The sequence below is a fragment of the Streptomyces sp. NPDC005648 genome (genome assembly GCF_040605395.1).
Classification (GTDB): domain Bacteria; phylum Actinomycetota; class Actinomycetes; order Streptomycetales; family Streptomycetaceae; genus Streptomyces.
Genome location: NZ_JBEXCS010000001.1, coordinates 146,913 through 170,518, shown reverse-complemented (window position 1 = coordinate 170,518; position 23,606 = coordinate 146,913). Strand labels below are relative to the sequence as shown.

At 70.2% G+C, this 23,606-nt stretch carries 20 protein-coding genes and 1 pseudogene; 15 read left to right on the top strand and 6 right to left on the bottom strand.

Features of this window, described 5'->3' with window-relative positions:
- Nucleotides 1-18: 18 nt before the first annotated feature.
- Together ABZT17_RS00850 and ABZT17_RS00845 are read left to right on the top strand one after the other, a co-directional pair.
- Nucleotides 19-171, top strand: a complete 153-nt coding sequence (locus tag ABZT17_RS00850) for a hypothetical protein (protein WP_356342008.1) — start codon at nucleotides 19-21, stop codon at nucleotides 169-171.
- A gap of 3 nt (nucleotides 172-174) precedes the next feature.
- Entirely contained in the window at nucleotides 175-1,416 is a 1,242-nt protein-coding gene (locus tag ABZT17_RS00845; RefSeq protein ID WP_356342006.1) for a helix-turn-helix domain-containing protein, read from the top strand.
- An 18-nt stretch (nucleotides 1,417-1,434) separates the two neighbouring features.
- Here the strand turns inward: ABZT17_RS00845 and ABZT17_RS00840 are convergent, their stop codons facing one another.
- Nucleotides 1,435-2,502, bottom strand: a complete 1,068-nt coding sequence (locus ABZT17_RS00840; RefSeq protein WP_356342003.1) for an NAD-dependent epimerase/dehydratase family protein — start codon at nucleotides 2,500-2,502, stop codon at nucleotides 1,435-1,437.
- 235 nt (nucleotides 2,503-2,737) lie between these two features.
- On the opposite strand from ABZT17_RS00840, the gene ABZT17_RS00835 reads away from it, so the two are divergent.
- The 3 genes from ABZT17_RS00835 to ABZT17_RS00825 all read left to right on the top strand — a co-directional run bounded on the left by ABZT17_RS00835 (nucleotide 2,738) and on the right by ABZT17_RS00825 (nucleotide 5,670).
- Complete coding sequence (locus ABZT17_RS00835) at nucleotides 2,738-3,415, top strand: DUF6082 family protein (RefSeq protein ID WP_356342000.1); 678 nt, start codon at nucleotides 2,738-2,740, stop codon at nucleotides 3,413-3,415.
- A gap of 630 nt (nucleotides 3,416-4,045) precedes the next feature.
- On the top strand, nucleotides 4,046-4,819 hold the full coding sequence (locus ABZT17_RS00830; RefSeq protein WP_356341998.1) for an IclR family transcriptional regulator: 774 nt from the start codon (nucleotides 4,046-4,048) through the stop codon (nucleotides 4,817-4,819).
- Nucleotides 4,816-5,670 carry an SMP-30/gluconolactonase/LRE family protein gene (locus tag ABZT17_RS00825; RefSeq protein ID WP_356341996.1) on the top strand — a complete coding sequence of 285 codons (855 nt, stop codon included), beginning with the start codon at nucleotides 4,816-4,818 and terminating at the stop codon, nucleotides 5,668-5,670. Before ABZT17_RS00830 ends, ABZT17_RS00825 begins: the two co-directional genes overlap by 4 nt.
- A gap of 45 nt (nucleotides 5,671-5,715) precedes the next feature.
- Here ABZT17_RS00825 and ABZT17_RS00820 read toward each other — a convergent pair whose 3' ends face one another.
- Together ABZT17_RS00820 and ABZT17_RS00815 are read right to left on the bottom strand one after the other, a co-directional pair.
- Nucleotides 5,716-6,996 carry a DUF6545 domain-containing protein gene (locus ABZT17_RS00820; RefSeq protein ID WP_356341994.1) on the bottom strand — a complete coding sequence of 427 codons (1,281 nt, stop codon included), beginning with the start codon at nucleotides 6,994-6,996 and terminating at the stop codon, nucleotides 5,716-5,718.
- On the bottom strand, nucleotides 6,993-7,571 hold the full coding sequence (locus tag ABZT17_RS00815) for a toxin-antitoxin system, toxin component family protein (protein ID WP_356341992.1): 579 nt from the start codon (nucleotides 7,569-7,571) through the stop codon (nucleotides 6,993-6,995). Before ABZT17_RS00815 ends, ABZT17_RS00820 begins: the two co-directional genes overlap by 4 nt.
- A gap of 226 nt (nucleotides 7,572-7,797) precedes the next feature.
- Here ABZT17_RS00815 and ABZT17_RS00810 point away from each other — a divergent pair, with 226 nt between their 5' ends.
- Genes ABZT17_RS00810 through ABZT17_RS00790 form a run of 5 tightly spaced genes read left to right on the top strand, consistent with a single transcriptional unit; the run spans nucleotide 7,798 to nucleotide 13,458 of the window.
- Nucleotides 7,798-9,153: an extracellular solute-binding protein gene (locus ABZT17_RS00810; RefSeq protein WP_356341990.1), complete on the top strand. Its 1,356-nt coding sequence runs from the start codon at nucleotides 7,798-7,800 to the stop codon at nucleotides 9,151-9,153.
- Nucleotides 9,150-10,088, top strand: coding sequence for a sugar ABC transporter permease (locus ABZT17_RS00805; protein ID WP_356341988.1), 939 nt, complete (start codon nucleotides 9,150-9,152; stop codon nucleotides 10,086-10,088). Before ABZT17_RS00810 ends, ABZT17_RS00805 begins: the two co-directional genes overlap by 4 nt.
- Nucleotides 10,085-10,954 (top strand): carbohydrate ABC transporter permease, encoded by an 870-nt coding sequence (locus ABZT17_RS00800; RefSeq protein ID WP_356341985.1) that lies wholly within the window; start codon nucleotides 10,085-10,087, stop codon nucleotides 10,952-10,954. The genes ABZT17_RS00805 and ABZT17_RS00800 overlap by 4 nt, the downstream gene beginning before the upstream one ends.
- Nucleotides 10,951-11,919 (top strand): arabinan endo-1,5-alpha-L-arabinosidase, encoded by a 969-nt coding sequence (locus ABZT17_RS00795; protein WP_356341983.1) that lies wholly within the window; start codon nucleotides 10,951-10,953, stop codon nucleotides 11,917-11,919. The genes ABZT17_RS00800 and ABZT17_RS00795 overlap by 4 nt, the downstream gene beginning before the upstream one ends.
- 21 nt (nucleotides 11,920-11,940) lie before the next feature.
- Nucleotides 11,941-13,458 (top strand): alpha-N-arabinofuranosidase, encoded by a 1,518-nt coding sequence (locus tag ABZT17_RS00790; protein WP_356341981.1) that lies wholly within the window; start codon nucleotides 11,941-11,943, stop codon nucleotides 13,456-13,458.
- A gap of 9 nt (nucleotides 13,459-13,467) precedes the next feature.
- Here ABZT17_RS00790 and ABZT17_RS00785 read toward each other — a convergent pair whose 3' ends face one another.
- Both ABZT17_RS00785 and ABZT17_RS00780 read right to left on the bottom strand, forming a co-directional pair.
- Nucleotides 13,468-14,625 carry a hypothetical protein gene (locus tag ABZT17_RS00785; RefSeq protein WP_356341978.1) on the bottom strand — a complete coding sequence of 386 codons (1,158 nt, stop codon included), beginning with the start codon at nucleotides 14,623-14,625 and terminating at the stop codon, nucleotides 13,468-13,470.
- Between the two features lie 58 nt (nucleotides 14,626-14,683).
- Nucleotides 14,684-17,623 (bottom strand): beta-galactosidase, encoded by a 2,940-nt coding sequence (locus ABZT17_RS00780; protein WP_356341976.1) that lies wholly within the window; start codon nucleotides 17,621-17,623, stop codon nucleotides 14,684-14,686.
- 79 nt (nucleotides 17,624-17,702) lie between these two features.
- Between ABZT17_RS00780 and ABZT17_RS00775 the strand changes: the two genes are divergently transcribed.
- On the top strand, nucleotides 17,703-18,161 hold the full coding sequence (locus ABZT17_RS00775; RefSeq protein ID WP_356341973.1) for an Rrf2 family transcriptional regulator: 459 nt from the start codon (nucleotides 17,703-17,705) through the stop codon (nucleotides 18,159-18,161).
- Nucleotides 18,162-18,424: 263 nt separating this feature from the next.
- The gene (locus tag ABZT17_RS00770) at nucleotides 18,425-19,075 is read left to right on the top strand and encodes a DUF4360 domain-containing protein (RefSeq protein WP_356341971.1); all 651 of its coding nucleotides are present in this window, start codon (nucleotides 18,425-18,427) and stop codon (nucleotides 19,073-19,075) included.
- A gap of 131 nt (nucleotides 19,076-19,206) precedes the next feature.
- Here ABZT17_RS00770 and ABZT17_RS00765 read toward each other — a convergent pair.
- Nucleotides 19,207-19,476: pseudogene (locus ABZT17_RS00765) on the bottom strand (helix-turn-helix transcriptional regulator); the annotation flags it as partial.
- Between the two features lie 545 nt (nucleotides 19,477-20,021).
- Here ABZT17_RS00765 and ABZT17_RS00760 point away from each other — a divergent pair.
- The 3 genes from ABZT17_RS00760 to ABZT17_RS00750 all read left to right on the top strand — a co-directional run bounded on the left by ABZT17_RS00760 (nucleotide 20,022) and on the right by ABZT17_RS00750 (nucleotide 23,587).
- A complete protein-coding gene (locus tag ABZT17_RS00760; protein WP_356341968.1) occupies nucleotides 20,022-20,606 on the top strand; it encodes a class I SAM-dependent methyltransferase in 585 nt (194 codons plus the stop codon).
- A 166-nt stretch (nucleotides 20,607-20,772) separates the two neighbouring features.
- A complete protein-coding gene (locus ABZT17_RS00755; RefSeq protein WP_356341966.1) occupies nucleotides 20,773-21,951 on the top strand; it encodes a 4-hydroxybenzoate 3-monooxygenase in 1,179 nt (392 codons plus the stop codon).
- 25 nt (nucleotides 21,952-21,976) lie between these two features.
- A complete protein-coding gene (locus tag ABZT17_RS00750; protein ID WP_356341964.1) occupies nucleotides 21,977-23,587 on the top strand; it encodes a methyltransferase in 1,611 nt (536 codons plus the stop codon).
- The last annotated feature ends 19 nt before the right edge of the window (nucleotides 23,588-23,606 follow it).

Below are 23,606 nucleotides of genomic sequence, written 5' to 3'. Positions count from 1 at the left end.
AGAGAGGCTGACCCTGCGATGTCCAGACTGCTCGCAGCCGCACTCACCGTCGTGGCTGCCGCCGCACTCGCCGTGGGCGCCGCCCTCGGCATCGTCGGGCTGCTCGACCGGACCCCCGACCAGCCCAACACCCCGCTGATCACGTACGAGCAAGCCGGGCAAGGGAGTTGACCCGTGACGCCCGCTCGCCCGCCGGCCGTCGCCGCCCGCTCGGCATGGCACGACGTCCCCCGCTTCCAGGTCCGCCGGTTCGCCGCCCTCGCCATGGCGGAGGCACCCGCGCTCGCCGAGGAGATCCTGAGCGAGATCCAGCGCGAGTACCCCCAACTGCCGCTCGTCCTGGACGAGTCGGGGGAGCCGATGGCCCTGATCGGCATCCGGCGCGCCCTGGAGGTCTTCATCGAGCACCTGGAGAAGTCGGAGGGCCGTCCGACGGTTCCGCCGGGCGTCTTCCAGGAGTTCGGCCGCGGTGAGGGCCTGCACGGCCGCAGCCTCGACTCGCTCCAGGCGATCTACCGCATGGGCGTACGACTCACCTGGCGCCGTTTCGCCGACATCGGCCAGCGCGTCGACATCCCGCCCCCGGCGATGTACGAACTCGTCGACGCGGGCTACCAGTACCTGGACGGCCTGGTCGACCAGTCCGTACGGGGCTACGCGGAGGCCGCCGCGAGACAGGCCGGCGAACGGCTGCGCCTCCAACGCCGTCTGATGGAACTGCTGTTGGCGGAACACCACCGGGGCGATCCGGCCGACGCGCTCACCGAGCGGGCCGCCCGGGTCGGCTGGCCGCTGCCCCGGAAGGTCGCCGTCGGGGTGCTTCTGCGCCCGGCCCGCGAGGCGGTCGCACCCGCCGTCGGCCAGGGCATCCTGCTCGACATGGAGTACGAGCAGCCCCGTATGGTCGTCCCCGAACCGGACGCGGCCGGCCGCCCCGAACTCCTCCACCGCGCCCTGACCGGCTGGTCCGGCGCGATCGGCCCGCCCGTCCCCCTCGCCGACGCGGCGAAGTCGCTGCGCTGGGCCGAGGCGGCCGTACATCTGATGGAACGGCGGCTGCTGCCCGCCGGGGACGTCCTGTACTGCACCGAGCACACGGAGGCGCTGGTCCTTCTCCAGCCGGAGGAACTCATCGACGACCTCGCCCTGCGCTGCCTCGCCCCCCTCGGACACTGCGGCCCGACGCACGGGCGGCGCCTCGCGGAGACCCTGCTGGCATGGCTGGAGACGCGGGGGGGAGCACCGGAGGTGGCCGCCAGACTCGGCGTCCACCCCCAGACGGTGCGCTACCGGCTCCGCCAGATCCGCGAACTGTGGGGCGACGAGATCGACGACCCCGACCGCCGCTTCGAGCTGGAACTGGTGCTCAGGGCGCAGCGGTTGAGGGGGGTCCTGGGGGAGACGGGACGGCGGTGACCGGACTCCGCGCTCCCCTCACCTGCCGCGCTGCCGCCGCCATGCCTCGTAGTGGTCCAGGAGGGTCTCCTCGACGGGCCGGTAGCTGATCCCCAACTCCCGTACGCCACGCCGGTTGTCCACCTCGAAGCGGATGCCGAGATGCTTGCGGATGTAGTCCTGGGTGAGGCCGAAGGCGGGGCCGAGGATACGAACGGGCCAGTGGGGAAGGCGGGTTCGGGGCAGCCGCAGATCCCTCGGATACCGGGTCCGGATGATCCGGGCCATCTCATGGAACGACGACATCGTCTCGGCGGCCAGGATGTACCGGCCGTGCGCGTCGGGGGTCTCGGCGGCGGCGATATGAGCGTCGGCGAGGTCGCGCACATCGACGGTGGTGAAGCTGAAGTCGGGCGCGCCGTAGAAGAAGTACCCCTTGAAGAGCTCTTCGAGGAGGAAGAGGCTGCCGGACTCGGAGGCGGGGGTGAGGGAGGGGCCCAGCACCAGTCCCGGATTGACGGACACCATCCGCCACCGCTCCTGCGCCCGCTCGGCCTCCCAAGCGGCCTGCTCCGCAACGGTCTTGGCGTAGTGATAGGGGTTGTTCTCCACCGTACTGGTGGTGTTGAAGTACCCCTCGCTCAACACCCGCCCCTCCATGGCCATGACGTCGACGTAGTCCCCGAAGACGGCGCCGACGGTGGACGTGAACACCAGCCTGCGCACACTCGGCGTGCGCTCGATGCTCCCGAGCACATTCCGCGTCCCCGTCAACGCGGGCTCGACCATGTCCCGCTGCCCGTCCTTGATCTTCTCCGGCATCAGAAACGGCGAGGCCACATGAAACACGACCTCACACCCCTTCATCGCCTCGTCGAAGGCCCCGTCGACGAGCAGATCCGCCGCGAAGAGCTCCAGCCGGCCGGGGTGCTCGTCCTGCATGGCCCGCAGCGGGGCGACCTTCGAGGAGGCGGCAGTACCGCGGACGGTGGCGCGCACCCGATACCCCCGCCGCAGCAGCCCCAGAACAAGATGACTCCCCACAAAACCACTGCCACCGGTCACGAGGACAGAAACTCCGTCCCCGTTGTTCTCTATGTCGCTCACTCGCACTCCGGTAACGTCTGTGTCGGTCGAAGGAAGAGGAGCCTTCCGTTCGGCGAGCCTATCGGTCCGACGGCTGTTGCCGGAACGGTCGGTTGGGACAGGACGGAAAAAAGGTGGGTCAGCTCCGTGCTTCCGTGCGCCATCCGTGCTTCTGTCGCTGGTTTCCGGGTGTCAATTCGAGGGAATTCTCCGGATGGCGCGGTCGATGCCAATGCGCAGACGGGGTCCAGGGGGCATGATGACGGGCTCGGGTTGGGTGCGTGAGATTCGCATGATGGGAATTGTCGTCGTGGCGTCCTGCCTGGTTTCCGTAGGCCTGACCATTGCGCTGACAAATCTCCCGGGAATTCAGTCGAACTCTCAGGGAAATGCCGGTCAGGCGTACGGTGCTGCTGCCGCCACAGCTTCGGTCGTCGTCCTCATATATATCGCCCGGACTTTTCATCAGCAGGGCGAAGAGGCTCGGATGCACAGGGAAGCACTCGAAGCGCAGCGCCTGGAATTGGCATTGCAGCGCGAGGGGGCCCAGGAGCAGTACAGGAGCGCTCAGCGCGCGGCCGAGGCGGCGGTGCGGAGCCAGCACCGGAAGTTGCTCCATATGGCCATCGAGGACCCGGTGTTGATGGAGTGCTGGCCCAGGTACGGTGCGGGGGTCTCTGCGAGCCGGCAGAAGCAGTACATGTACTGCAACCTCATCATCTCGCATCACTGCATGTGCTACGAGTTGGGCTACTTCACGGATGCCGAGGTCGAGTACAGCCTATATCACATCTTTGAAAGCGGGGTCGTGCGCGATTTCTGGCAGGCGACCCGCCGAGGTCGGGATCGTACGACCCCGCACGGCGGCGTGATGCGGAAATTCTATGACATGGCCGAGGTCGCGTACGCGCGCAGACTGGATATCCCGGAGTAGCGACGGGCCCGGACCGGCGGAGTGCCGATCCGGGCCGAGTTTTCATGGATTAGGTGGATTCCAGCCCGCACTCATCAGAACCTCTCGCGGAACCACTACGAGCGTTTCTCCTTCGCCGATACCTGAGCCCGGTGGGAGGGTGCTCAGCAGTTCGGGCGGGGCAGTGCTTCCGATGAAGGCGACGTCCCCTGTGGAGAGCGAGAACACTGCTGGGCAGTTAATCTCGTTGAGGCAGCGCCCTGCTGCCTCGTCGAGTCGTCCGGTGATCCGCATCGTATTCGGTTGACCATTTTCCGCTGAGGGTGCTGTGACAGATTGCGAGAGAATGCTATATCCGCTGCGGAGGAGGCGTCGAATTGCCCCGCCTTTTTGTACTCCGTTCGTGGCTGATTCGTTATCATGTGATCTTCCGTGGTGAAAATACATCCCAAGATGCCGCATAGTCGCCGGTAAGTTGTCAAGGTTGATCAGTTCGGGCATCGGTGCCATCCCGGACGACCCCCTTCCGGGTTGGTCTGAGCGGAACCATTGCCCAGGCAAACACCTCCGCCTACCCTGTGTTCGTCATGCCGATCGTCTGTTGAAATTTCGAACACAGACGCCTAGGAAAAACAAGGGAGGGGGCCGGTCGTGGGACGCCTCGTACCTGCCGTGACCCGGGCTCTCGACATTCTCGAGCTCTTCCTCGACGGGGACGGTACGCTCTCCGCCCCCGACATAGTGCGCAAGCTCCAACTCCCGCGCACCACCGTGCACGAGCTGGTGACCACGCTCGCCGCGCGGTCCTACATCGTCCAGGTGCCGGGGCAGCCCGGACGCTACCGGCTGGGTGTACGGCCGTACCAGCTCGGCAGCCGGTACGCCGAGCAGTTGGATCTCGCCGCCGAGGGCCAGCAGGTGGCCCGGTCCGTCGCCGAGACCTGTGACGAGACCGTGCACGTGGCCATCCTCGAGGGCACCGACGTCATCTACATCGCCAAGGTGGACTCGACCCACGCGGTGCGCATGGTGTCCGCCGCCGGCCGCCGGCTGCCCGCGCACTGCACCTCCGTCGGGAAGATGCTGCTGGCCTCCCTTCCGGAGCCGGAGCTCGGCGCGCGCATCCCGGACGACGCCGCCCTCGTCGCGATGACACCCAACAGCATCACCGAGCCGGGCGCCCTGCGCGAGGCCCTCGCACAGATCCGCCAGCGCGGGATCGCCGTCGAGAGCCGCGAGTCCAACCCGGACGTCAGCTGCGTCGCCGCGCCCGTGCGTGACCGTACGGGACAGGTCGTCGCCGCCCTCTCCATCTCCGTCCCCATGATCCGCTGGAGCGACGAGCGCCGTGCCGAGCTCGAACAGCTCGCCGCCAAGGGCGCCGTGGAACTGTCGGAGCGCCTCGGATACCGGACCGTCGTATGACACGCCGCCACGGGTACGAGGTCGCCGTACGCGCCGAGGCGACCCTCGGGGAGGGGCCGACCTGGGACGCGGCCACCGGGCGGCTGATCTGGATCGACATCCTGGGCGCCCGGGTCCACACGTACGACCCGGTGACCGGCCGCCGCACAGTCCGTGTCACCGACCAGCACGTGGGTGCGGCGAAGCCCCGGGCCGGGGGAGGGCTGGTCCTCAACCTCCGGGACGGCGTCGGGCTCGTCGACCCCGACGGCACCTTCCGCTGGCTGCACCACGAGGCCGTGCCCGGGCGCCGCGCCAACGACGCGGCCGTCGCCCCCGACGGCTCGCTCTGGGCCGGCACCATGCGTTACGACGAGGCACCGGGGGGCGGCACGCTGTCCCGGTTCACCGGGGACGGGGCCGTGGAAACCGTTCTCGACGACGTCGCGGTGAGCAACGGGACCGGGTGGAGCCCGGACGGCCGGCTCATGTACTACGTCGACTCGCCCACCCGGCAGATCGACGTCTTCCACCACGAGGACGGCCGCGTCGCGGACAGGCGCCGGTTCGCCCGGATCGAGGAGGGCGCTGGCTTCCCCGACGGGCTGACGGTCGACGCCGACGGCTGTGTGTGGGTGGCCCTGTGGGACGGCGGTGCGGTACGGCGCTACACACCCGACGGCGAACTGGACCGCGTGATCGAATTCCCCACCCCCCGTGTGACCGCCTGCGCCTTCGGCGGCCCCGACCTGACCGACCTCTACATCACCACGGCCGGCGTGGGCCTCTCCGCCCCGCACCCGATCACCGGCTCCCTGCTGGTGGTCCCCGGCGCGGGGAAGGGGCTGCCGCAGCCGGCGTTCGCGGGCTGAGCCGGCGCGGGTGAGGGGAACGGCCCGGCGGCGGCCGTGACTTGCTCAGCCCGCGCCCACCCGCTTCACCCCCCGCGCCCGTTCCCGCACCGCCCCCAACTCCTCGCCCCGACGCAGCGCACACGACAACGCCCCGATCTCCCGGAGCAGTTCCGTCGTGTCCGCCTCGTGGCCACTCTCCCCGTCGTCCCCCGTCCGCTCCCGCCGCGCCTCGACCGCGTCCTGCACGGCCGCCGCCGCGGCCAGCGCCTTCGCTCGCCCGGGTTCGAGGCCGAGGGCCAGTGCCGCCTCGTAGAAGCGCTGTCGGCGCGCCTCGTCGATATGGCGGGCGAGGGGCAGGAGTACGTCGCGGATGAAGGTCTCCCGGCGGATCAGCCTCAACTCCGGTGTGGTGTGCAGGAGTACGGGGACGCCGGTGCCGTTGACCGTGCGCATCAGCAGGTACAGCGGGCGCAGCCGGTGGTGGGCGACGCGGAGGCGCCAGCGGTCGTGGAGGTACTGGCCGGCGTGGGGCAGGATGAAGCCGACCGCGATGAGGAGGGCCGAGAGACAGGCCAGGGGCGGAGCCACACCCGTGCTCAGCCAGTCCAGGTGATGTCCCGTCCAGCGCGCCACCACCGCGGGCAACTTGACGGCGTAGAAGGAGAGTTGGGCCGCGTATCCGGCGCCGAGGAACTTCAGGCCCCAGCGCAGCCAGGCGTCGAGGCCGTCGGTGCGGATCCAGTTCCAGATCAGGGCCGACGTGATCACGGTGGCCACGGTCTGCGCCAGCAGGTACAGCACGATCATCTCGCGCATGTACGGCGTGTTCGCGTAGTACGTGTCGAGGTCGCGGAGCCGTTCCACGGGCGCGTCGGCGAGGGCGAAGAGGATCCACAGCGCGGCGATCACGCCCAGGGACCCCGCGATCACCCACCGCACCGCCCGCACCGTCGACGCCGAGCGGTCGTTGAGGCCGTTGCGCCACGCGATGATCAGCAGCAGACAGGAGCCGCAGAACGCGGTGAGCAGCGAGTACACCCAGGGCGCCGAGATGTTCGGCACGCCGGTGATCCGGTTGACCCGGGCGATCGTCGACGGGGCGACGAACACGAACACGGCGCAGGCGACGAGCAGGACACCGCCCACCGCACGCAGCAGCGGATCGCTCCACAGCCGGACGATCGTCGGCAGCTTGATGGCGAGCGCGGCGGTCAGGACACCGGCCGGGATCCACCAGAAGGACGGATAGAACTCGTTGACGAACCCCGCCGGGGACCAGGCCAGTTGGGCAGCCGCGGAGCCCGCGGAGGCCGCGGAGCCCGCGGAGGTCACGGTCGCGATCATCGGCCCCGGTACCCCAGCGACCGTCGCAGGGGGTCCAGCGCGGCCCCGGTGTCCCGCCCCGTCAGCAACGGCCTGAGTCGCGCCGCCAACCGGTGCCCGAAGTCGTCCGCCTCCGCCTCGTCATCGGCCCGCGAGCCGTCACGGGCGGCGACGGAGAGCGCCCCGTCCGCCCACTCCCGCCCGTCGGTCCACTCCCGCCGATCCGCCCACTCCCGCCGATCGGCCAGCGCCGCCCCCGCCACGTGGTGGTGACTGTGCCCGGCGTGCAGATGCCACAACTCATGCCCCAGGATGACCAGTTGCTGCATCGCCTCGGCCCGCTCCTCGACGATGACCAGGTCGAAGTCCTGGAAGCCGACCCAGAGCCCGGTCACCTCGATCTCGTCCGGGAACCGCTCGAACCGCAGCTCGACCGGCCGCCCGCCGCGCCGCGCGCTCATCTCCTCGCACAGCGCCCGGCAGAGCTCCTCCGCGTCGGCCGGTCGGCCCGGTCTCGCCCGCACCGCGGCGGCCAGGTCCTCGGTGAGCTCCCGCATCCCGGAGGCCCGTCGCGAGCGTCGCAGCCGTAGCCGCATACCTCCCCCTCTCGCAGCCGCACAGCAGGCCGTTCGAGCCTACGCCGTCGTACCGGTCGTTCAACCCGTAACCATCCTCCATGGCTGGAAAGTCCTGCCCCACCCATTGACCAGCAAGCGCTTCCTATCTACGGTCTCGTTCGAAGTTACGAGCACATTTCGAAATATCGAACATCGAAAGATCGAACATCTCGGACATCGTTCTCCCGGAGGGATAGGGCAGGGCATGGGACGACCTGACCTGAACCGCAGGCGGCTTCTGGCCGCCGCGGGCGGTGCGGCGATCGCCGGCAGCTTCGGCTTCGCCGCGCTCGGCACCGGCGCCGACGCGCTCGCGTCCACCGCGCGCACCCGAGTGCGCTACTGGAACCTCTTCAGCGGCGGCGACGGCTACAACATGATCGCGATGCTCGACGCCTTCCGCAGGGCCCACCCGGACATCGCCGTGAAGGACTCCACCCTCCAGTGGGGCAACCCCTTCTACACCAAGCTCGCCATGGCCGCCGCGGGCAACCGCGCGCCCGACCTCGGCGTGATGCACATGGGCCGGGTCACCGGCTTCGCGCCCGGCCGGCTGCTGGACGCCTGGGACGTGGACCTGCTCGCCGGATACGGCCTGCGGGAACAGGACTACAACCCCGGCCTGTGGCGGCGCGGCGTCATCGACGGCAAGCTCTACGCCCTTCCGCTCGACGTCCACGTCCAGCTCTGCTTCTACCGCAAGGACGTGCTCAGGAAGGCGGGCCTGCTCGGCGCCGACGGCCGGATCGTGCCGATCACCTCCACCGACGACTGGTTCGGCGTACTCAAGGAAGCCAGGAAGGCCACCAGGAAGGGCCTGCAGACCATCGGCCTGTGGATCAACGACCAGAACTTCCAGTGGTGGTTCTTCGTCGCCTTCTACACCCAGCTCGGCGGCACCTGGTTCGACGACGCCCGCACCCGGGTCACCTTCGACACCGACAAGGCCACCCAGGTACTGGAGTTCCTGCGCCGGCACGTCACCGACGGATACGCCGACCCCGCCAAGGGCTCGGTCGGCTCCGAGCAGTTCATCAACGGCTCCCCCTTCGCCTGGGAGGGCAACTGGTCGGTGCCGGTCTACGACTCCGCGAAGCTCGACTACGGCGCGATCCCGCTGCCGCCCGTCTTCGGCCACCGGGCCACCCACGCCGAGTCGCACACCTTCGTCCTGCCGCACCAGTCCGACCGCGGCGGTGCCGCCGACGAGGCCGCCCACCGGCTCGCGGCCTACGTCGTCACCCACGCCACCCAGTGGGCGGCCGGCGGCCACATCCCCGCCTACACGCCGACGCTCTCGACACCGGCGTACAAGAAGCTCTACCCGCAGAACGAGTACGCCTCCGCGATCGACCACCAGGCCAACGAGCCGAAGGTGTGGTTCGCCGGCTCCACCGGCATCCTCGCCCAGCGCGTCGGCCCCATCGTCGTCTCCTCGACGCTGGGCTCGGCCAAGCCGGACGTGGTGGCCCGGCGGATGAGGAGCGAACTCGGCACGCTGCTCGCGATGAAGAACCCCATGGACGGAAAGACCGCCGCGCAGGGAGGTGCGAGCGCATGACGACCAGCGCCGAAACCGTTTTCGCGCCGACCCGCGCGAGGACCGCCGCCGCGAGCGCCACCCTCCGCCGCAAGCAGGGCTTCCAGCACGGGGGTTGGTTCGTCGCGCCGTTCCTCGCGCTGTTCGCGCTCTTCGTGATCTGGCCGCTGCTGCGGGGCGTCTACCTCAGTTTCACCGACGCCGACATCACCGGGGACGGCGAGCGTTTCCTCGGCCTGGACAACTACCGGGAGGCGTTCAAGGACCCCCTGATGTGGGACAGCCTGGGCCACAGCGCGTACTTCACGCTGCTGGTCGTGCCCTGCGTCACCGTCCTCGCCTTCCTCCTCGCGATGCTGGCCCATCACATCGAGCGCGGCAGATGGCTGTGGCGGCTCTGCTTCTTCGCGCCCTTCCTGCTGCCCTCCACGGTCGCCGGCAATCTGTGGCAGTGGCTGTTCAACCCCGGTACGGGCATGGTCGACCACGTCCTCGGCAGCGACACGCCATGGCTCACCGACACGTCGTACGCCATGCTCGCCCTGGTCATCGAGACCCTGTGGTGGACCGTCGGATTCAGTTTCCTGCTCTATCTCGCCGCCCTCCAGGCCATCCCCGGTCACCTCTACGAGGCGGCCGAGCTCGACGGCGCGAACGCCTGGCACCGCATGGTCCACATCACCCTGCCGATGCTGCGCAACATCACCGGCCTCGTCGTCGCCCTGCAGATCCTGGCCTCGCTCCAGGTCTTCGACCAGGCGGTGGTGATGATGGACTTCGGCCCCGGACCTGAGCAATCGACCCGCACCTTCGTCCAGTACACCCTCGAAGAGGGCTTCACCAGCTACCGCGTGGGCTACGCCTCCGCGATCTCCGTCCTCTTCTTCGTCATCATCGCGTCCGTCGCCCTCGCGCGGATGTGGCTGCTGCGCAAGCGTGAGGAGGGCGTGCGATGACCGCCACGCAGGTACCGGTCAGGGGCAAGTCCCGTACGCGCAAGGCCTGGACGCCGAGCCAGGTCGTCCTCACCCTCCTCGGCGCCGCCGTCTCGGCCGTCTTCCTCGCGCCCCTCCTGTGGGCCCTGTTCACCTCCCTCAAGTCCGAGACCGAGGCGGTCGAGGTACCCCCGCACTGGCTGCCCAGGGTGTGGACCGCGCAGGCCTGGAAGGCCATCCTCGACACCGGCAACATCACGGACTGGTTCCTGAACTCCCTGGTCGTCTCCGTCTGCGTCACCTCGATCGTCCTGCTGGTCACCGCGCTCGCCGGATACGGTTTCGCCCGTACGGAGTTCCGCGGCAAGGGCCTTGTGATGGGCGTCGTGATGTCCGGCCTGATGGTCTCGCCGGCGGTGCTCGGCGTCCCCCTGTTCACCACCGTCCAGCAGATGGGGATGGTCGACACCTACTGGGGCATGATCCTGCCGCAGTGCGCGCCCGCCGCGATGGTCTACATCCTCTACAAGTTCTTCCAGGGCGTCCCGCGCGAACTGGAGGAGGCCGCCTTCATCGACGGCGCGGGCCGCTGGCGGGTCTTCTTCACGATCGTCCTCCCGCTCTCCCGCCCCTCCCTCGCGGCGGTCGGCATCTTCACCTTCATCGCCTCGTGGAACAACTTCCTGTGGCCGTACATGGTGACGAACAACCCCGACCTGATGACAATGCCCAACGGCATCGCGACCGTCATGAACTCCTACGGCATCCAGTGGGCCCAGCTCATGGCCGGCGGCCTCATGGCGGGCCTGCCGCTGATCGTCGTGTTCGTCTTCTTCCAGCGCCAGATCGTGGCGGGTGTCGCCCATACCGGATTGGCGGGACAGTGAGAGTACCCAGAGCGCTTACGGCCGTGGCGGCAGCCGCCGTCCTGGCCTTCCTCCCCAACGCGGCGCAGGCGGCGGAGAGTTACCCCGACCCCCTGCCCCTGACCGGCCAGCAGATCATCCACGACCCCACGGTCGTCCACCTCAAGTCCGGCGGCTACGTCGCCTATTCGACCGGAGGCGTCATCGGCGCCCGCCTCTCGAAGGACCTGCGCCAGTGGGACGACGCGGGCAACGCCTTCGCCGCGCCACCGAGTTGGTGGTACGAGTACAACTCCACCGGCGACCCCTGGGCGCCGGACATCTCCTACCGCGACGGCCGCTACTGGCTCTACTACGCGGTCTCCTCCTGGGGCACCAACCACTCCGCGATCGGCGTGGCCACCTCCCCGTCCGGCCTCCCCGGTACCTGGACCGACCACGGCAAGGCCTTCACCTCCGAGACCGCCGACACCTGGAACGCCATCGACCCGGCGGTCGTCCGCGCCGACGGCCGGCTGTGGATGGCCTTCGGTTCGTACTGGACGGGCATCCGCATGGTCCAGCTGGACCCCCGCACGGGCAAGGCGGTCGAGGGAGCGGCGGTGGCCCAGCTGGCGACCCGCCCGGACGCCCCGTACGCGGTCGAGGGCCCGTACGTCGTCAAGCACGGCCACTACTACTACCTCTTCGCCTCCTACGACCAGTGTTGTGCGGGAGTGAACTCCACGTACAAGATCAGAGTGGGCCGCTCGACGAAGGTGACGGGCCCCTACGAGGACAGCACGGGCAAGTCCCTGCTGGAGGGAGGCGGAGACCTGCTCCTGGCCGGCCACGGCAGGTACGTCGGCACAGGAGGAGAGTCGGTCTTCCGCGACAAGGGCCAGGACTGGCTGGCGTACCACTACTACGACGCGGACGACGGCGGCACCCCCAAGCTGGGCCTCAACCGGCTCGGCTGGGTGCGTGACTGGCCCGTGGTCAAGTAACCCCGTTTTCGAAAGGTTCCCATGAGCAAGAGCACCGCCCGTTTCACCCTCGACCCCGCCTTCACCGTCGGTGAGGTCGACCCCCGTGTCTTCGGCTCGTTCGTGGAACACCTCGGCCGCTGCGTCTACACCGGCGTCTTCGAACCCGGGCACCCCACCGCCGACGAGGACGGCATCCGCCGGGACGTCCTCGAACTGGTCCGTGAACTCGGCGTCACCACCATCCGCTACCCCGGCGGCAACTTCGTCTCCGGCTACCGGTGGGAGGATTCCGTCGGTCCCGTCGAGGACCGTCCGCGCCGCCTCGACCTCGCCTGGCGCTCCACCGAGACCAACCGCTTCGGTCTCTCCGAGTACATCGCCTTCCTGAAGAAGATCGGCCCCCGGGCGGAGCCCATGATGGCCCTCAACCTCGGCACCCGGGGCGTCGCCGAGGCCCTCCAGCTGCAGGAGTACGCCAACCACCCCGCCGGCACGGCCCTGTCGGACCTCCGCGTCTCCCACGGCGACAAGGACCCTTTCGGCATCAGGCTGTGGTGCCTCGGCAACGAGATGGACGGCCCCTGGCAGACCGGCCACAAGACCGCCCAGGAGTACGGCCGGATCGCCGCCGAGACCGCCCGCGCGATGCGCCAGATCGACCCGGAGGTCGAACTCGTCGCCTGCGGCTCCTCCAGCCAGTCCATGCCGACCTTCGCCACCTGGGAGGCGACGGTCCTGGAGGAGACGTACGACCTCGTCGATCACATCTCCCTGCACGCCTACTACCAGCCGGAGGACGGTGACCTCGACTCCTTCCTGGCCTCCGCCGTCGACATGGAGTCCTTCATCGAGAACGTGGTCGCCACCTGTGATCACGTGGGCGCCAGGCTGAAGTCCAAGAAGAAGATCAACCTCTCCTTCGACGAGTGGAACGTCTGGTACATCTCGCGGTGGCACGAGATCGAGAACTCCGGCACCCGGGACTGGGCGGAGGCCCCCCGCCTCCTGGAGGACAACTACAGCGTCCTGGACGCCGTCGTCTTCGGCTCGCTGCTCATCGCCCTGCTGCGCCACGCCGACCGCGTCACCGTCGCCTGTCTCGCCCAGCTGGTCAACGTCATCGCCCCGATCATGACCGAGCCCGGCGGCCCGGCCTGGCGCCAGACCACCTTCTTCCCGTTCGCCCAGGCCGCGAAGTACGGCCGCGGCCAGGTCCTCGACGTCCGGGTGGACTCGCCGACGTACGAGACGAAGAAGTACGGCGAGACCGACCTGCTGCACGCCACCGCGGTGCGCGGCGAGGACGGCACCGTCACCGTCCTCGCCGTCAACCGCAGCCGCACGGACGCGCTGCCGCTCGAAGTCGCCCTCGGCGCACTGGGGTTGACGGACGTCGTGGAGCACAGCGCCCTCGCGGACGCCGACCCGGACGCCCGGAACACCCTCGACGACCCGGAGCGGGTGGCCCCGCACACGGTGGAGGGGACCGCCCTCACGGACGGCACCCTCACCGCCGTACTGGAACCGCTGTCGTGGAACGTGATCCGGCTGGCCTGACCGGCCCGGTCACCGCTCGATGCGCACCGTCGCGGGCGGATACGGCGAGGAGGACGTCGTACCGACGGACCAGTAGCCGCCCGTGCCGGGCACCGTGGCAAGTGCCTGCGGAACCACGGGAGTCGAGGAGAGGGGGCCGCGTTCGCTCACCCAACTCCCGTTGTCCCAGCGGAGGTAGTGCGCTCTGGTCTGGTCCCAGAAGTCCCAGCCGGCGATGCGGTCGGGGCCGCCCTGGCCGTCGTCGACGATCGCCGACAGGAGGCCGGCGGTGAACGGGGCGGTGACGGTGTTCCAGGCGCCGCCGTCCCAGTGCTTGAGCAGGACGGACGGTGGCTTGCCGGGCGGGCCGCCCACTCCGTAGTCGTAGCCGGTGAGCCAGATGTCGTCGGCGGTGACGGGGAGCAGGTCCGTGACACCGGGCCGGAGGCCGGCGGGAGCGGGCAGCTCGGTCCAACTCCCCTCGCTCCAGCGGGCGATGAGGGCAGCGTCGTAGACCCACACCTCGCCGGAGCGGGTGACGCGGACGCCCGAGGGGGTGGCGGTGGTGGCGCTCGGGGGTGCGGGCAGCCAGGTCAGATCGGTGCCGTGGCCGTGGAGGAGGACCGAGCCGTCGGAGTTGCGTCCGCCGGCCCACAGGTCGCCGTCCGGACCCACGGCGACGGAGGTCAGCGAGGTCCCGGTCGTGCCGCGCCCCGGGAAGTCGGCCTCGTTCCAGGTGGTGCCGTCCCAGGTGAGCAGATGGGAGGTGGAGCCGGTGGTGCCGACGCTCCAGGCCTGGCCGGTCGTGCCGGCGGCGACGGAGCGGAGGTAGCCGCTCGGCAGCTGCAGGTGGCCGAGATCGACCTTCCGCCAGTCCTCGCCGTCCCGGACGAGGGCCAGCGGGCGGCCGCGGGTACCGCCGTTGCGCCCTTCCTCGCCGACGGCCCAGGCGAGGTCCGGACCGGCCGCCGCGACCCCCGTCAGCTGGGCGGCGGCCAGGACGTCCGGTACCGGTACGGCCTGCCACTCATGGGGTTCACCCGCCGTGGCCGGCTCGGCGGCCGACCGGGAGCCGCCGGGGGAAGGGCTCGGAGAACTCGTACTCGCCCGTGCGCCCGTACTTGCCGAGGTCAGTCCAAGACCGACCCCGGAACCGACTAATCCGCTGATGAAACGCCGTCTTCGCATACCGACACGGTCAACGACCCGGCCGGAGAAGGCAATGCACGGAAAAGGCTCCATACGGTCACACCGCGGTCACCGGCACCCCGCCCGCCGCCGCTCCCAGCAACGTCAGCCGCACCTCCGACGGCCCCGCCGGTGTGGTCCCGTCGGACAGGACCGCCAGCGCCAGTGTGTTGGAACCACGTGTGTGCAGCACCCCGTTCGGGAGGGCGAAGGTGTGCTGGGGGCCTACGTCGTTGATGTACTGGCCCATGTTCCAGCCGTTGAGGAAGATCTGGACGCGATAGGCGCGGCCCGGGTCGTCGTCGAGGACCAGCCCGATCGACGCGTCGATTCCGGAGTCGACGGCCAGCTTGAAGCTCGTCCGGTACCAGGTCACCCCCTGCCCGCTGTCGGCGCGCGGCAACGCGGTGGCCGCCCAGCCGCCGTCGGCGTACTCCGGCAGATGCCAGCCGTGCCGCTCCCCGTGCAGTCCGCCGGTGTTCAGCGGACCGCGGACCGGGTCCGCCGCCCGCTCGCCCTGGATCCGCCAACTCACCTTCGGGGCTGCTCCGTCGAAGGTCACCGAGGTCAGTCCGCGTGCCACCTTGTGGGTGTCCTGCGCCTTGCCGTCCTGGTCGTGCTGCATCCGCCGCACCAGCACCGACAGCACACGCGGGCCGTCCGTCCGCACCGCCTCCGGCACCGCGAACTCCGCCGTGGCCGCCCAACTCCCTTGCCGCACACTGCTGTTGTCCGGCACCGGCATCCGGTGCGTGCCCAGCGGGCGCCCGTCCAGCCAGGCCATCAGCAGCCCCTGGGTGCCGGTGCTGTAGGCGAGGGAGACGATCCTGGCGCCGCGTGCGTCGGTGAAGTGCCCGCGGTACCAGACATCGCCGTAGTGGAAGCCGTAGTCGTCGGCGAAGAGGACGGGCTGTCCGCCGGGGACGGGGGTGGTGCTGTACGACGTCGACCGGTCGGCAGTCCGCCAGGCCGAGTCGTCGTAGCCGGGGGCCGACTCCGGGTTCTCGGCCCGGCGCCGCCAGCCGTCGCGCAGGGCGGGCAGGGAGACCTCCTGGACGCCGGGGAGGGAGCGGTCCGCGCGCAGGCTTCCGGAGGGGGTGGTCCGTACCGTCGAGTTCTGCCCGTTCCAGGTGACTTCGCCGATCCCGCGCGGGCCCCACACCTCCAGTTCGGCCGCCCGGACGGTGTCCCCGGTGAGGGACACGGTCTTCCCGTCGACCTCCGCGGTCCGCACCAGCGCGGGCCCGCGCACCAGCACCGGCCCGGACGGGGTGTCGTGGGGGAACAGCCGCAGCGAGGCCGGGTCGTCGGCGAGGAGCAGCAGGAGCGGGGTGCCGGAGCCGCCGCCGGACACCAACACCCTTGTCAGCCCGTCCAGACGGGCCTCGATCCGCAGCAGCCCGTCCTCGTAGGTGTGGGCGGCGCCGCCCTCCAGCACGGTCACCGTCGGCCGTACCGCGCACTCCAGCACGGTCACCGTCGTCTCGCCCGGACGCCCGGTGAACACGGCGATCTCCTGCCGGCCGGCGGTGAGGGCGAGCATCGGCTGGGCGTTGGAGCAGCGGACCCTGCGCCCGCCCAGACGGAGGCCTGCAACGAGCAGACGGGCGTCCTTCGGCGGGACCGTGACATCGAGGCCGCCGAGGCCCGGCACGGTCGAAGTCACCTCCTGCGTACCGTCGTTGCGGACCACGTACACATCGGCGCCGGTGTCCGGATTGCTCAGGTGGTACACCTTCAGACCCGCCGCCACCACGTCCGCCGCGCGGTCCAGCTTGGCGAAGTCCGGTACATGGCGCAGGAGATGACCGAGCTGGTGCATGGGGACGAGCTTGTCGGTGGGCTGCCGGCCCTCGTCGATGGCGGCCCCGTAGTCGTACGAGGTGTAGACGACCGGCGCGGGCAGCCAGCCCCAGGACGTGCCGCCGAAGGTCATGTAGACGCTGTGCACGGTGATGCCGTTGGCGAGGTTGGTGAGGTAGAAGCGCCGCTCGTACGCCGCGTCGCGCTGCCGCCGGGACTCCGCGTACCCCTTCCGGTCGAACCAGACCCCGCCCCACGGATCGAACCAGCCGCCCCCGAACTCGGGCACGCACCCCGGGGTCCTGGGACTCGCCGAGGCCCCGCCCTTCGCGCCGCCGATCCCGAAGTGCCCCCAGTCGGGCGGGGTCTGGGTCGGCGAGGGATACCCGTCGAACCCGTACAGCCAGCCCCCCTCCTCCCCGCCGGTGTCGAACGAGCCGGGCGTCCAGTAGCCGTTCCTGCCCTTGTCGTTGTGGAAGAGCGGCACGTCGATGCCGTCGGCCCGCACCTTCTTGTACAGATGGGACATGTAGTCGCGCCCGGTCGCCTCGGTGACATGGGCGTCGTACTCGTTCTCGATCTGGTAGAGCAGGACGGTGCCGCCGCCGTCGGAGTGCAGATGCCGGGCGGCGATGGCGTTCACCCGGGTGAGCCACTCGTCGACGTACGACAGATAGGTCGGGTCACTGGTGCGCGCCGAGCCCTTCGTCGCCGTCAGCCAGCCGGGGTAGCCGCCGCCGTCGATCTCGGCGTTGATGTAGGGGCCGGGGCGGAGGATGACGTAGAGACCGGTTTCGGCGGCCGTGCGCAGGAAGAGGTCCAGGTCCCGGATGCCGGTGAAGTCGTACTGTCCGGGGGCGGGGGAGTGGTAGTTCCAGGAGACGTAGATGCTGACCGCGTTGTAGCCGTGGGCGCGCATCTTCTGCAGGACGTCCCGCCACAGCGACGGGCTGGGCAGCCGGAAGGGGTGCATCTCGCCCGACCAGACCACCAGCCGCCGGCCGTCGACGACCAGGGAGTAGCGGTCGAAGCCGATCGTGTGCCGCCGCCGGTCCGCGCGCGGCGGCGCGGGCGCGGGGCCCGTCGGGGCGGTCGGGCTGGCGTAGGCGCAGGTCGCGGCGCCACTGCCACCCAGCGCCAGGCCCAGCGCGGTGGTCCCGGCGAGAGCGCTGAAGGTACGTCTGCTGAGCCCCATGGAGGTCTCCCGTCGGGCCGGGCCGGTCGGCGGTGCGTGCGAGGTCATTTTGTACAGCAGTTCCGGCCACAATGGTGTTATGAGGATCTCGGCACGGGCGGATTACGCGGTACGGGCGGTTCTCGAGGTGGCCGTCCGGCAGGACGGCGGGCCGGTGAAGGCGGAGGCCATCGCCGCGACGCAGGAGATCCCGCACAAGTTCCTGGAGGGCATCCTCGGCGATCTGCGGCGCGGCGGCGTCGTCGACAGCCGGCGCGGCGGAGGCGGCGGTTACCGGCTGGCCCGGGAGGCGGAGAAGATCACCGTCGCCGACGTCATCCGCGCGGTCGACGGTCCGATCGTCTCCGTGCGCGGCGAGCGCCCCACGGGCCTCGAGTACACCGGCTCCGCCCAGCCGCTCCTGCCCCTGTGGATCGCCCTGCGCGCCAATGTCCGCCGCATCCTGGAGGGCGTCACCATCGCCGACCTCGCGGCGGACGCCCTGCCGGAGCCGGTACGGGAACTGGCGGCGGAACCGGCGGCCTGGGAGAACCCCTGACGAGGGGACCCGCCGACTCGGGGCCGGGGCCGGGGGCGCGGGTGCCGGCGCCGCCACTGCGAGCCTGTGTCTCCGCTGTGAAATCCGCAACTGTGAATGGCTTGAGTTCGCCCTGACCGTGGGTTGTGCGCCTCCCTACGATGCGGAGCGCTCCCGGCCTTCACAGGAACCTCACTGTTTCTCCAAAGAGCTCTCGGTGGAGCTCGGTCGGTTCCCTACGAGCCGGGGGCGTGCCACCCCCCACTCACAGAACCGGAGAAACCATGACTGGTGGACTCCTGCTGAGCGGCGCCGTAGCCGCTCTGCTCACCGCGGCACTGCCCGCACCGGCCTCGTCCCCCGTCGTCGACAACCCGCCCCCGGACAAGATCGTCATCGACGTTGCGACGGTGAACGGCTCCGGCTGTCCGCAGGGCACGGCGGCGGTCGCCGTCTCGCCGGACAACACGGCCTTCACGGTCACCTACAGCCAGTACCTGGCCCAGGCCGGCGGCAACTCCGACCCCACGGCCTTCCGCAAGAACTGCCAGCTCAACCTGATCGTGCACGTCCCGCAGGGCTTCACCTACGCCATCGCCAGCGCCGACTACCGCGGCTTCCTCTCGCTCCAGCCGGGGGCGAGTGCCACGCAGAAGGCCTCGTACTACTTCCAGGGCTCCTCGAACACGGTGCCCAAGACCCACCCGTTCAACGGCTCCTACAACGACGACTGGCAGGCCACCGACAGCACCGACGTGGCCCAACTGGTCTGGGCGCCCTGCGGAGTTCTCCGTAACTTCAACATCAACACCGAGCTGAGAGTGAACGCGGGCACCGCCAACCCGGGCAAGGTCAGCTTCATGACCATGGACTCGACCGACGGGAACATCAGCACCACGTACCACATGGCATGGAAGGAGTGCCCGGCTTCCTGACGCAGGGGGCAGGGGTGGCCCGCTCGCACGGCGGGCCACCCCTGTGGCCGGGCAGGCGTGGCGGCGGGGAGCCTATGCGCTCGGACGGTCGCCGAGGAGCGGCGGCGTGCCGTGCGTTCCTGGCGGAAGCCGCTCGGGGTCTCTCCCGTGTACGCCTGGAAGGCCCGGCTGAAGGCGCTCGCGCTGTCGAAGCCCACGGCGAGGGCGGTGCCGAGGACCGTGCGGTCGGGCTCGACCAGCAGGGTCATGGCGTGCAGGAGACGGCTGTGGAGCAGGTACTGCCGCCAGGTCATGCCGGTGGCGGCCAGGAAACGGCGGCGCAGGGTGCGTTCGGAGACGGCCACGGCGCGGCAGACGTGGTCGAGACGCACCGTCGCGAGATGGGCGTCGGTGTGCCGCATGACCTCGGTGACCAGGGGATCCGTGCTGGTGGGGAGATGGAACGGCAGCTCCTCGTCGAGGCGTTCGCGCACCAGGTGGGACAGCGCCTCGAAGTAGGAGTCGGCGACCGCGTCCCCGCTGGTGCGGCTGATCGGCCAGCGCGCGGCGTAGATGAGCATCGCGCGCAGGATCGGGTCCACGGGCAGCACACGGACCCGGCCGCCGGAGTCCCGCAGCAGCGCGGGGTCGAAGAAGACCGAGACCGTCCGCGCCCCGGTGAACGAGCTCTGGTGGGCGAGGCCGGCCGGTATCCACACCGCCTGCCGTGACGGCAGCCGGTGGCGTGCCGTCGCCGTCTCGACACCGACGATCCCCTCGGAGGCGTACTCCAGTTGGTGCTGGTCGTGCCGGTGCCACGGAGTCGTCCCGTCGCCCTCGAAGGAGAAGGTCCCGGCCGCCACGCCCGTCGAACGCAGCCCGGCCCAGAGGGAGTTGGCCGCGGGGGGCAGAGATGTGGCCGTTCGTGCGGAGCCGGTCATCGTCCGGAGTATGTACGAATGAGGGCATGACGTCCATGAATCAGCGCCATCTGACCTTCCTCGCCTCTCCCGAGTGGGCCGAGACCCTGCGCACCCGGCTGCTGCCCTGGCTGCGGGAGACGGGCGAACTCGGCGACGACGTACTGGAGATCGGCCCGGGCCCCGGGCTGACCACCGATCTGCTGCTCGAACTGGTCGACCATGTGACGGCGGTCGAGATCGACGCCGACCTCGCGCGGAAACTCGCGGCCCGGCTGGACGGCTCCCGAGCCGAGGTCGTCCACGGCGACGCCACGACCGTCGACCTGGGGAGCGGCCGCTTCTCCGGGGCCACCTGCTTCACGATGCTGCATCACGTCGAATCGCCGGAGGCGCAGGACCGGTTGTTCGCCCGGGTGTGCCAACTGCTGCGCCCGGGCGGGGTGTTCGTGGGCGTGGACTCCGTCGCCAGTGACGAACTGCGTGACTTCCACGTCGACGACACCTATGTCCCCGTCGACCCCGGCACCCTCGAACTCCGGCTCGCGGCGGCCGGGTTCACCGCCATCACCGTCGTCAGCCCGCCCGGTGAGGGACATTTCCGGTTCACCGCTCGCAGGCCGCGCGACTGAGGCGGCGCGCCGGCCTTTCCGGCTCCTGGGCCGGATTACGGCGCCGTCCGCAGGACCGTGAGCCCGCGGCCACCCTTATGGAGTAATTGCCTCCGTTTGTGTGTCTTCGGTGAAGATCGGGATGATAGGAAACCCCTTGGCCGAAAGCACAACTTCAGAGGCGGGCATGGGGAAACGGTTCGACCTGCGGGAACAGGTCGGTGTGGTGATCGTCGGGGCCGGTCCGGCGGGGCTGGTACTGGGCAATCTGCTGCTCGAACGGGGTATCGACTGCGTGATCCTGGAACGGCGGGGACGCGAGGCGGTGGAAGGGCGGGCCAGGGCCGGATTCCTGGCCGCCCACTCGGTGCGGGTGCTGACGGAGCACGGACTCGGCACCGGCGTACGGGAGCGGGGCAAGCCCCACTCCACCTGCCTGTTCCGCAGCGACCAGGGCGAGTTCACCCTGGACTACGGGCGGTTGGGCCGGCGCGAGGTGCACACTGTCCACCCCCAGCAGGAACTCGTACGGGACCTGGTGGCCGAGTATCTGCGGCGCGGCGGCGAACTCCGCTTCGGCGCCCGGGCCGAGGAGATCCTCGCGGACGGCCGGGTGCGGGTGCGCGGCGGCGAGGAGGTCCGGGGCCGGTACATCGCCGGATGCGACGGGCGGCACGGCGCCGCCCGCGCCGCCCAGGCCGCACGGGGTGTACGGACGGCCCACCGGGACCACCGTGTGTCCTGGCTGGCGGTGCTCGTCGCGGCCCCGCCCAGCCTGTCCGCCGTCGGATACGCCCTGCACCGGCGGGGGTTCGCGGGACACATGGCCCGTACGGACACGGTCACCCGGTACTACCTCCAGTGCCCGCCCGGCACCGATCCGGCCGACTGGAGCGAGGAACGGATCTGGGCCGAGCTCGCCACCCGGATGCGGACCGGCGAGTTCGGGCCTCTGCGCCAGGGCGCCGTACTGGAGAAGACGGTCGTCGATCTGCGCTCCGACGTGCTGGAGAGCCCCGGCGCGGACCGTCTCTGGCTGGCCGGCGACGCGGCCGGTCTCATCAGCCCGTCGGCGGCCAAGGGCGCCAACCTCGCCGTACTCCAGGCCGAACTGCTCGCCCGCGCACTGGAGTCGGCGCTGTCCCACGGGGACGAGAAGGGCCTCGACCAGTACGCCGCCGACTGCCTCCCCCGCGTCTGGCGGGCCCACGAGTTCTCGCACTGGATGAGCGGCCTGCTGCACGGACCGGCCGGCGACGACGCCGAGGCCCGCTACGGGCGGGCGCTCCAGTACGCCCGCCTGGAGAGCCTGCGCACCTCCCGTGCCCACCAGGACTTCTTCGCCGAGAACTACACCGGCATCTGAACCCACGACCTTTGGGAACTCCCACATGACACTCCCCGTCGCACAGGCCTGCCTGGCCGCGGCCGACCTGGAGCGGATCCGCCGCGCGGTCGCCCATGTCCGCACCCACGACACGGACCAGGTCCTGGCCGACCTGCTGCCCGACCTGACCGCCGAGGACCGGGCCGATGTCTCCCGGCACCTCGTCTACGACCACACCGCCGTACTCGTCTTCCCCGACTGTCTCGAAGGACTCCGCGACGAACTGCGCCGCCACGACCTGGAACCCGGCACCGTCACACCGAGCGTCGTGGTCCGCGGCCGACTGGCCCGGCGCTACGGCGCGATCCTCGGCGAGAGCCCGGTCGGCATCGTCCATGTGGCGGTCGAGGGCCGAAGCGTCGAGATCTTCGCGCTGCCCGTGCCGCCGGACTCCCCGCTGCGCGCGGTCGCCGACGACGAACGCGCCGCCGAACACGAGGCACACCACGCCTTCGCCCTCACCTCACCCGGCACGGTGGTCCCGGCCGGCCTGCGCACACTCCTCACGGAATGCGGCGGCGCGGTCCCCGACGGCGGCGGCTACAACGGCCACGAGAACGTGACCGTGCTCTACTTCCGCACCCGTCACCACCGCCGCTTCGAACTCCGCCTCCCGGGCCGCCACGAGCCCCTCCCGGACCCCGCGGTCTCCCTCCTCGGTGTCATGACCGGCGCCTGGGCCACCCAGGCCGTCGCCACCATGGCCGAACTCCGCATCGCCGACCACCTCACGGACACCCCGGGCCTCGACACCCCCACCCTCGCCGGCCTCACCGCCACCCACCCCGACGCCCTGCACCGCCTCCTGCGCTACCTCACCACCCTCGGCCTCCTGACCTCGACCGACGGCACCCACCGCCTCACCGCCCTCGGCCAACCCCTCTGCACCACCGCCGAGTTCTCCCTCCACCCCCTGGCACTCCTCTACGGCCGCCTGTTCTACGACTCCTTCGCCGACCTGACCCATGCCGTCCGCACCGGCGAGGAGGCCTTCGCCCACCGCCACGGCCGGCACCACTTCGCCCACCTCGCCGAACACCCCGAACTCGGCGCCCTCTTCCACAACGCGATGGCGGCGAGCGCCGAGATGTTCACCCCGGTACCCCACCTGGTCGACTTCTCCGCCGTACGGCACGTGGTGGACGTGGGCGGCGGGAACGGCGCGCTGCTCGGCCGGCTGCTTCGGGCACACCCCCATCTGGAGGGCGTACTCCTGGAACGCCCCCAGGCCCTGGAGGCGGCCCGCCACCAACTGACCGAACGCTGCACCTTCGTCGCCGGAGACTTCACCCGGTCCGTGCCGAAGGGCGGCGACGTCTACCTCCTGTCCCGGGTCCTGCACGACTGGGACGACGACCGCTGCGCGACCATCCTGGACCGGTGCGCGCAGGCGATGCGCCCCGGCGCCCAACTGCTGGTCGTGGAACGCCTGTTGCCGAACCCGACGGCGGTCGCCTGGGACATCCACATGCTGTGCAACGTGGGTGGCAGGGAGCGGGACGAGAACCATTACCGACGCCTGTTGGCGGACACGGGCTTCGAGCTGCGGGGTTGTCATGCGCTGCCGCTGGGGGCATCACTGATGACCGCCGTGAGGGCAACGCCCTGTTTTTGAGGGGCGCGGGGAACTGCGC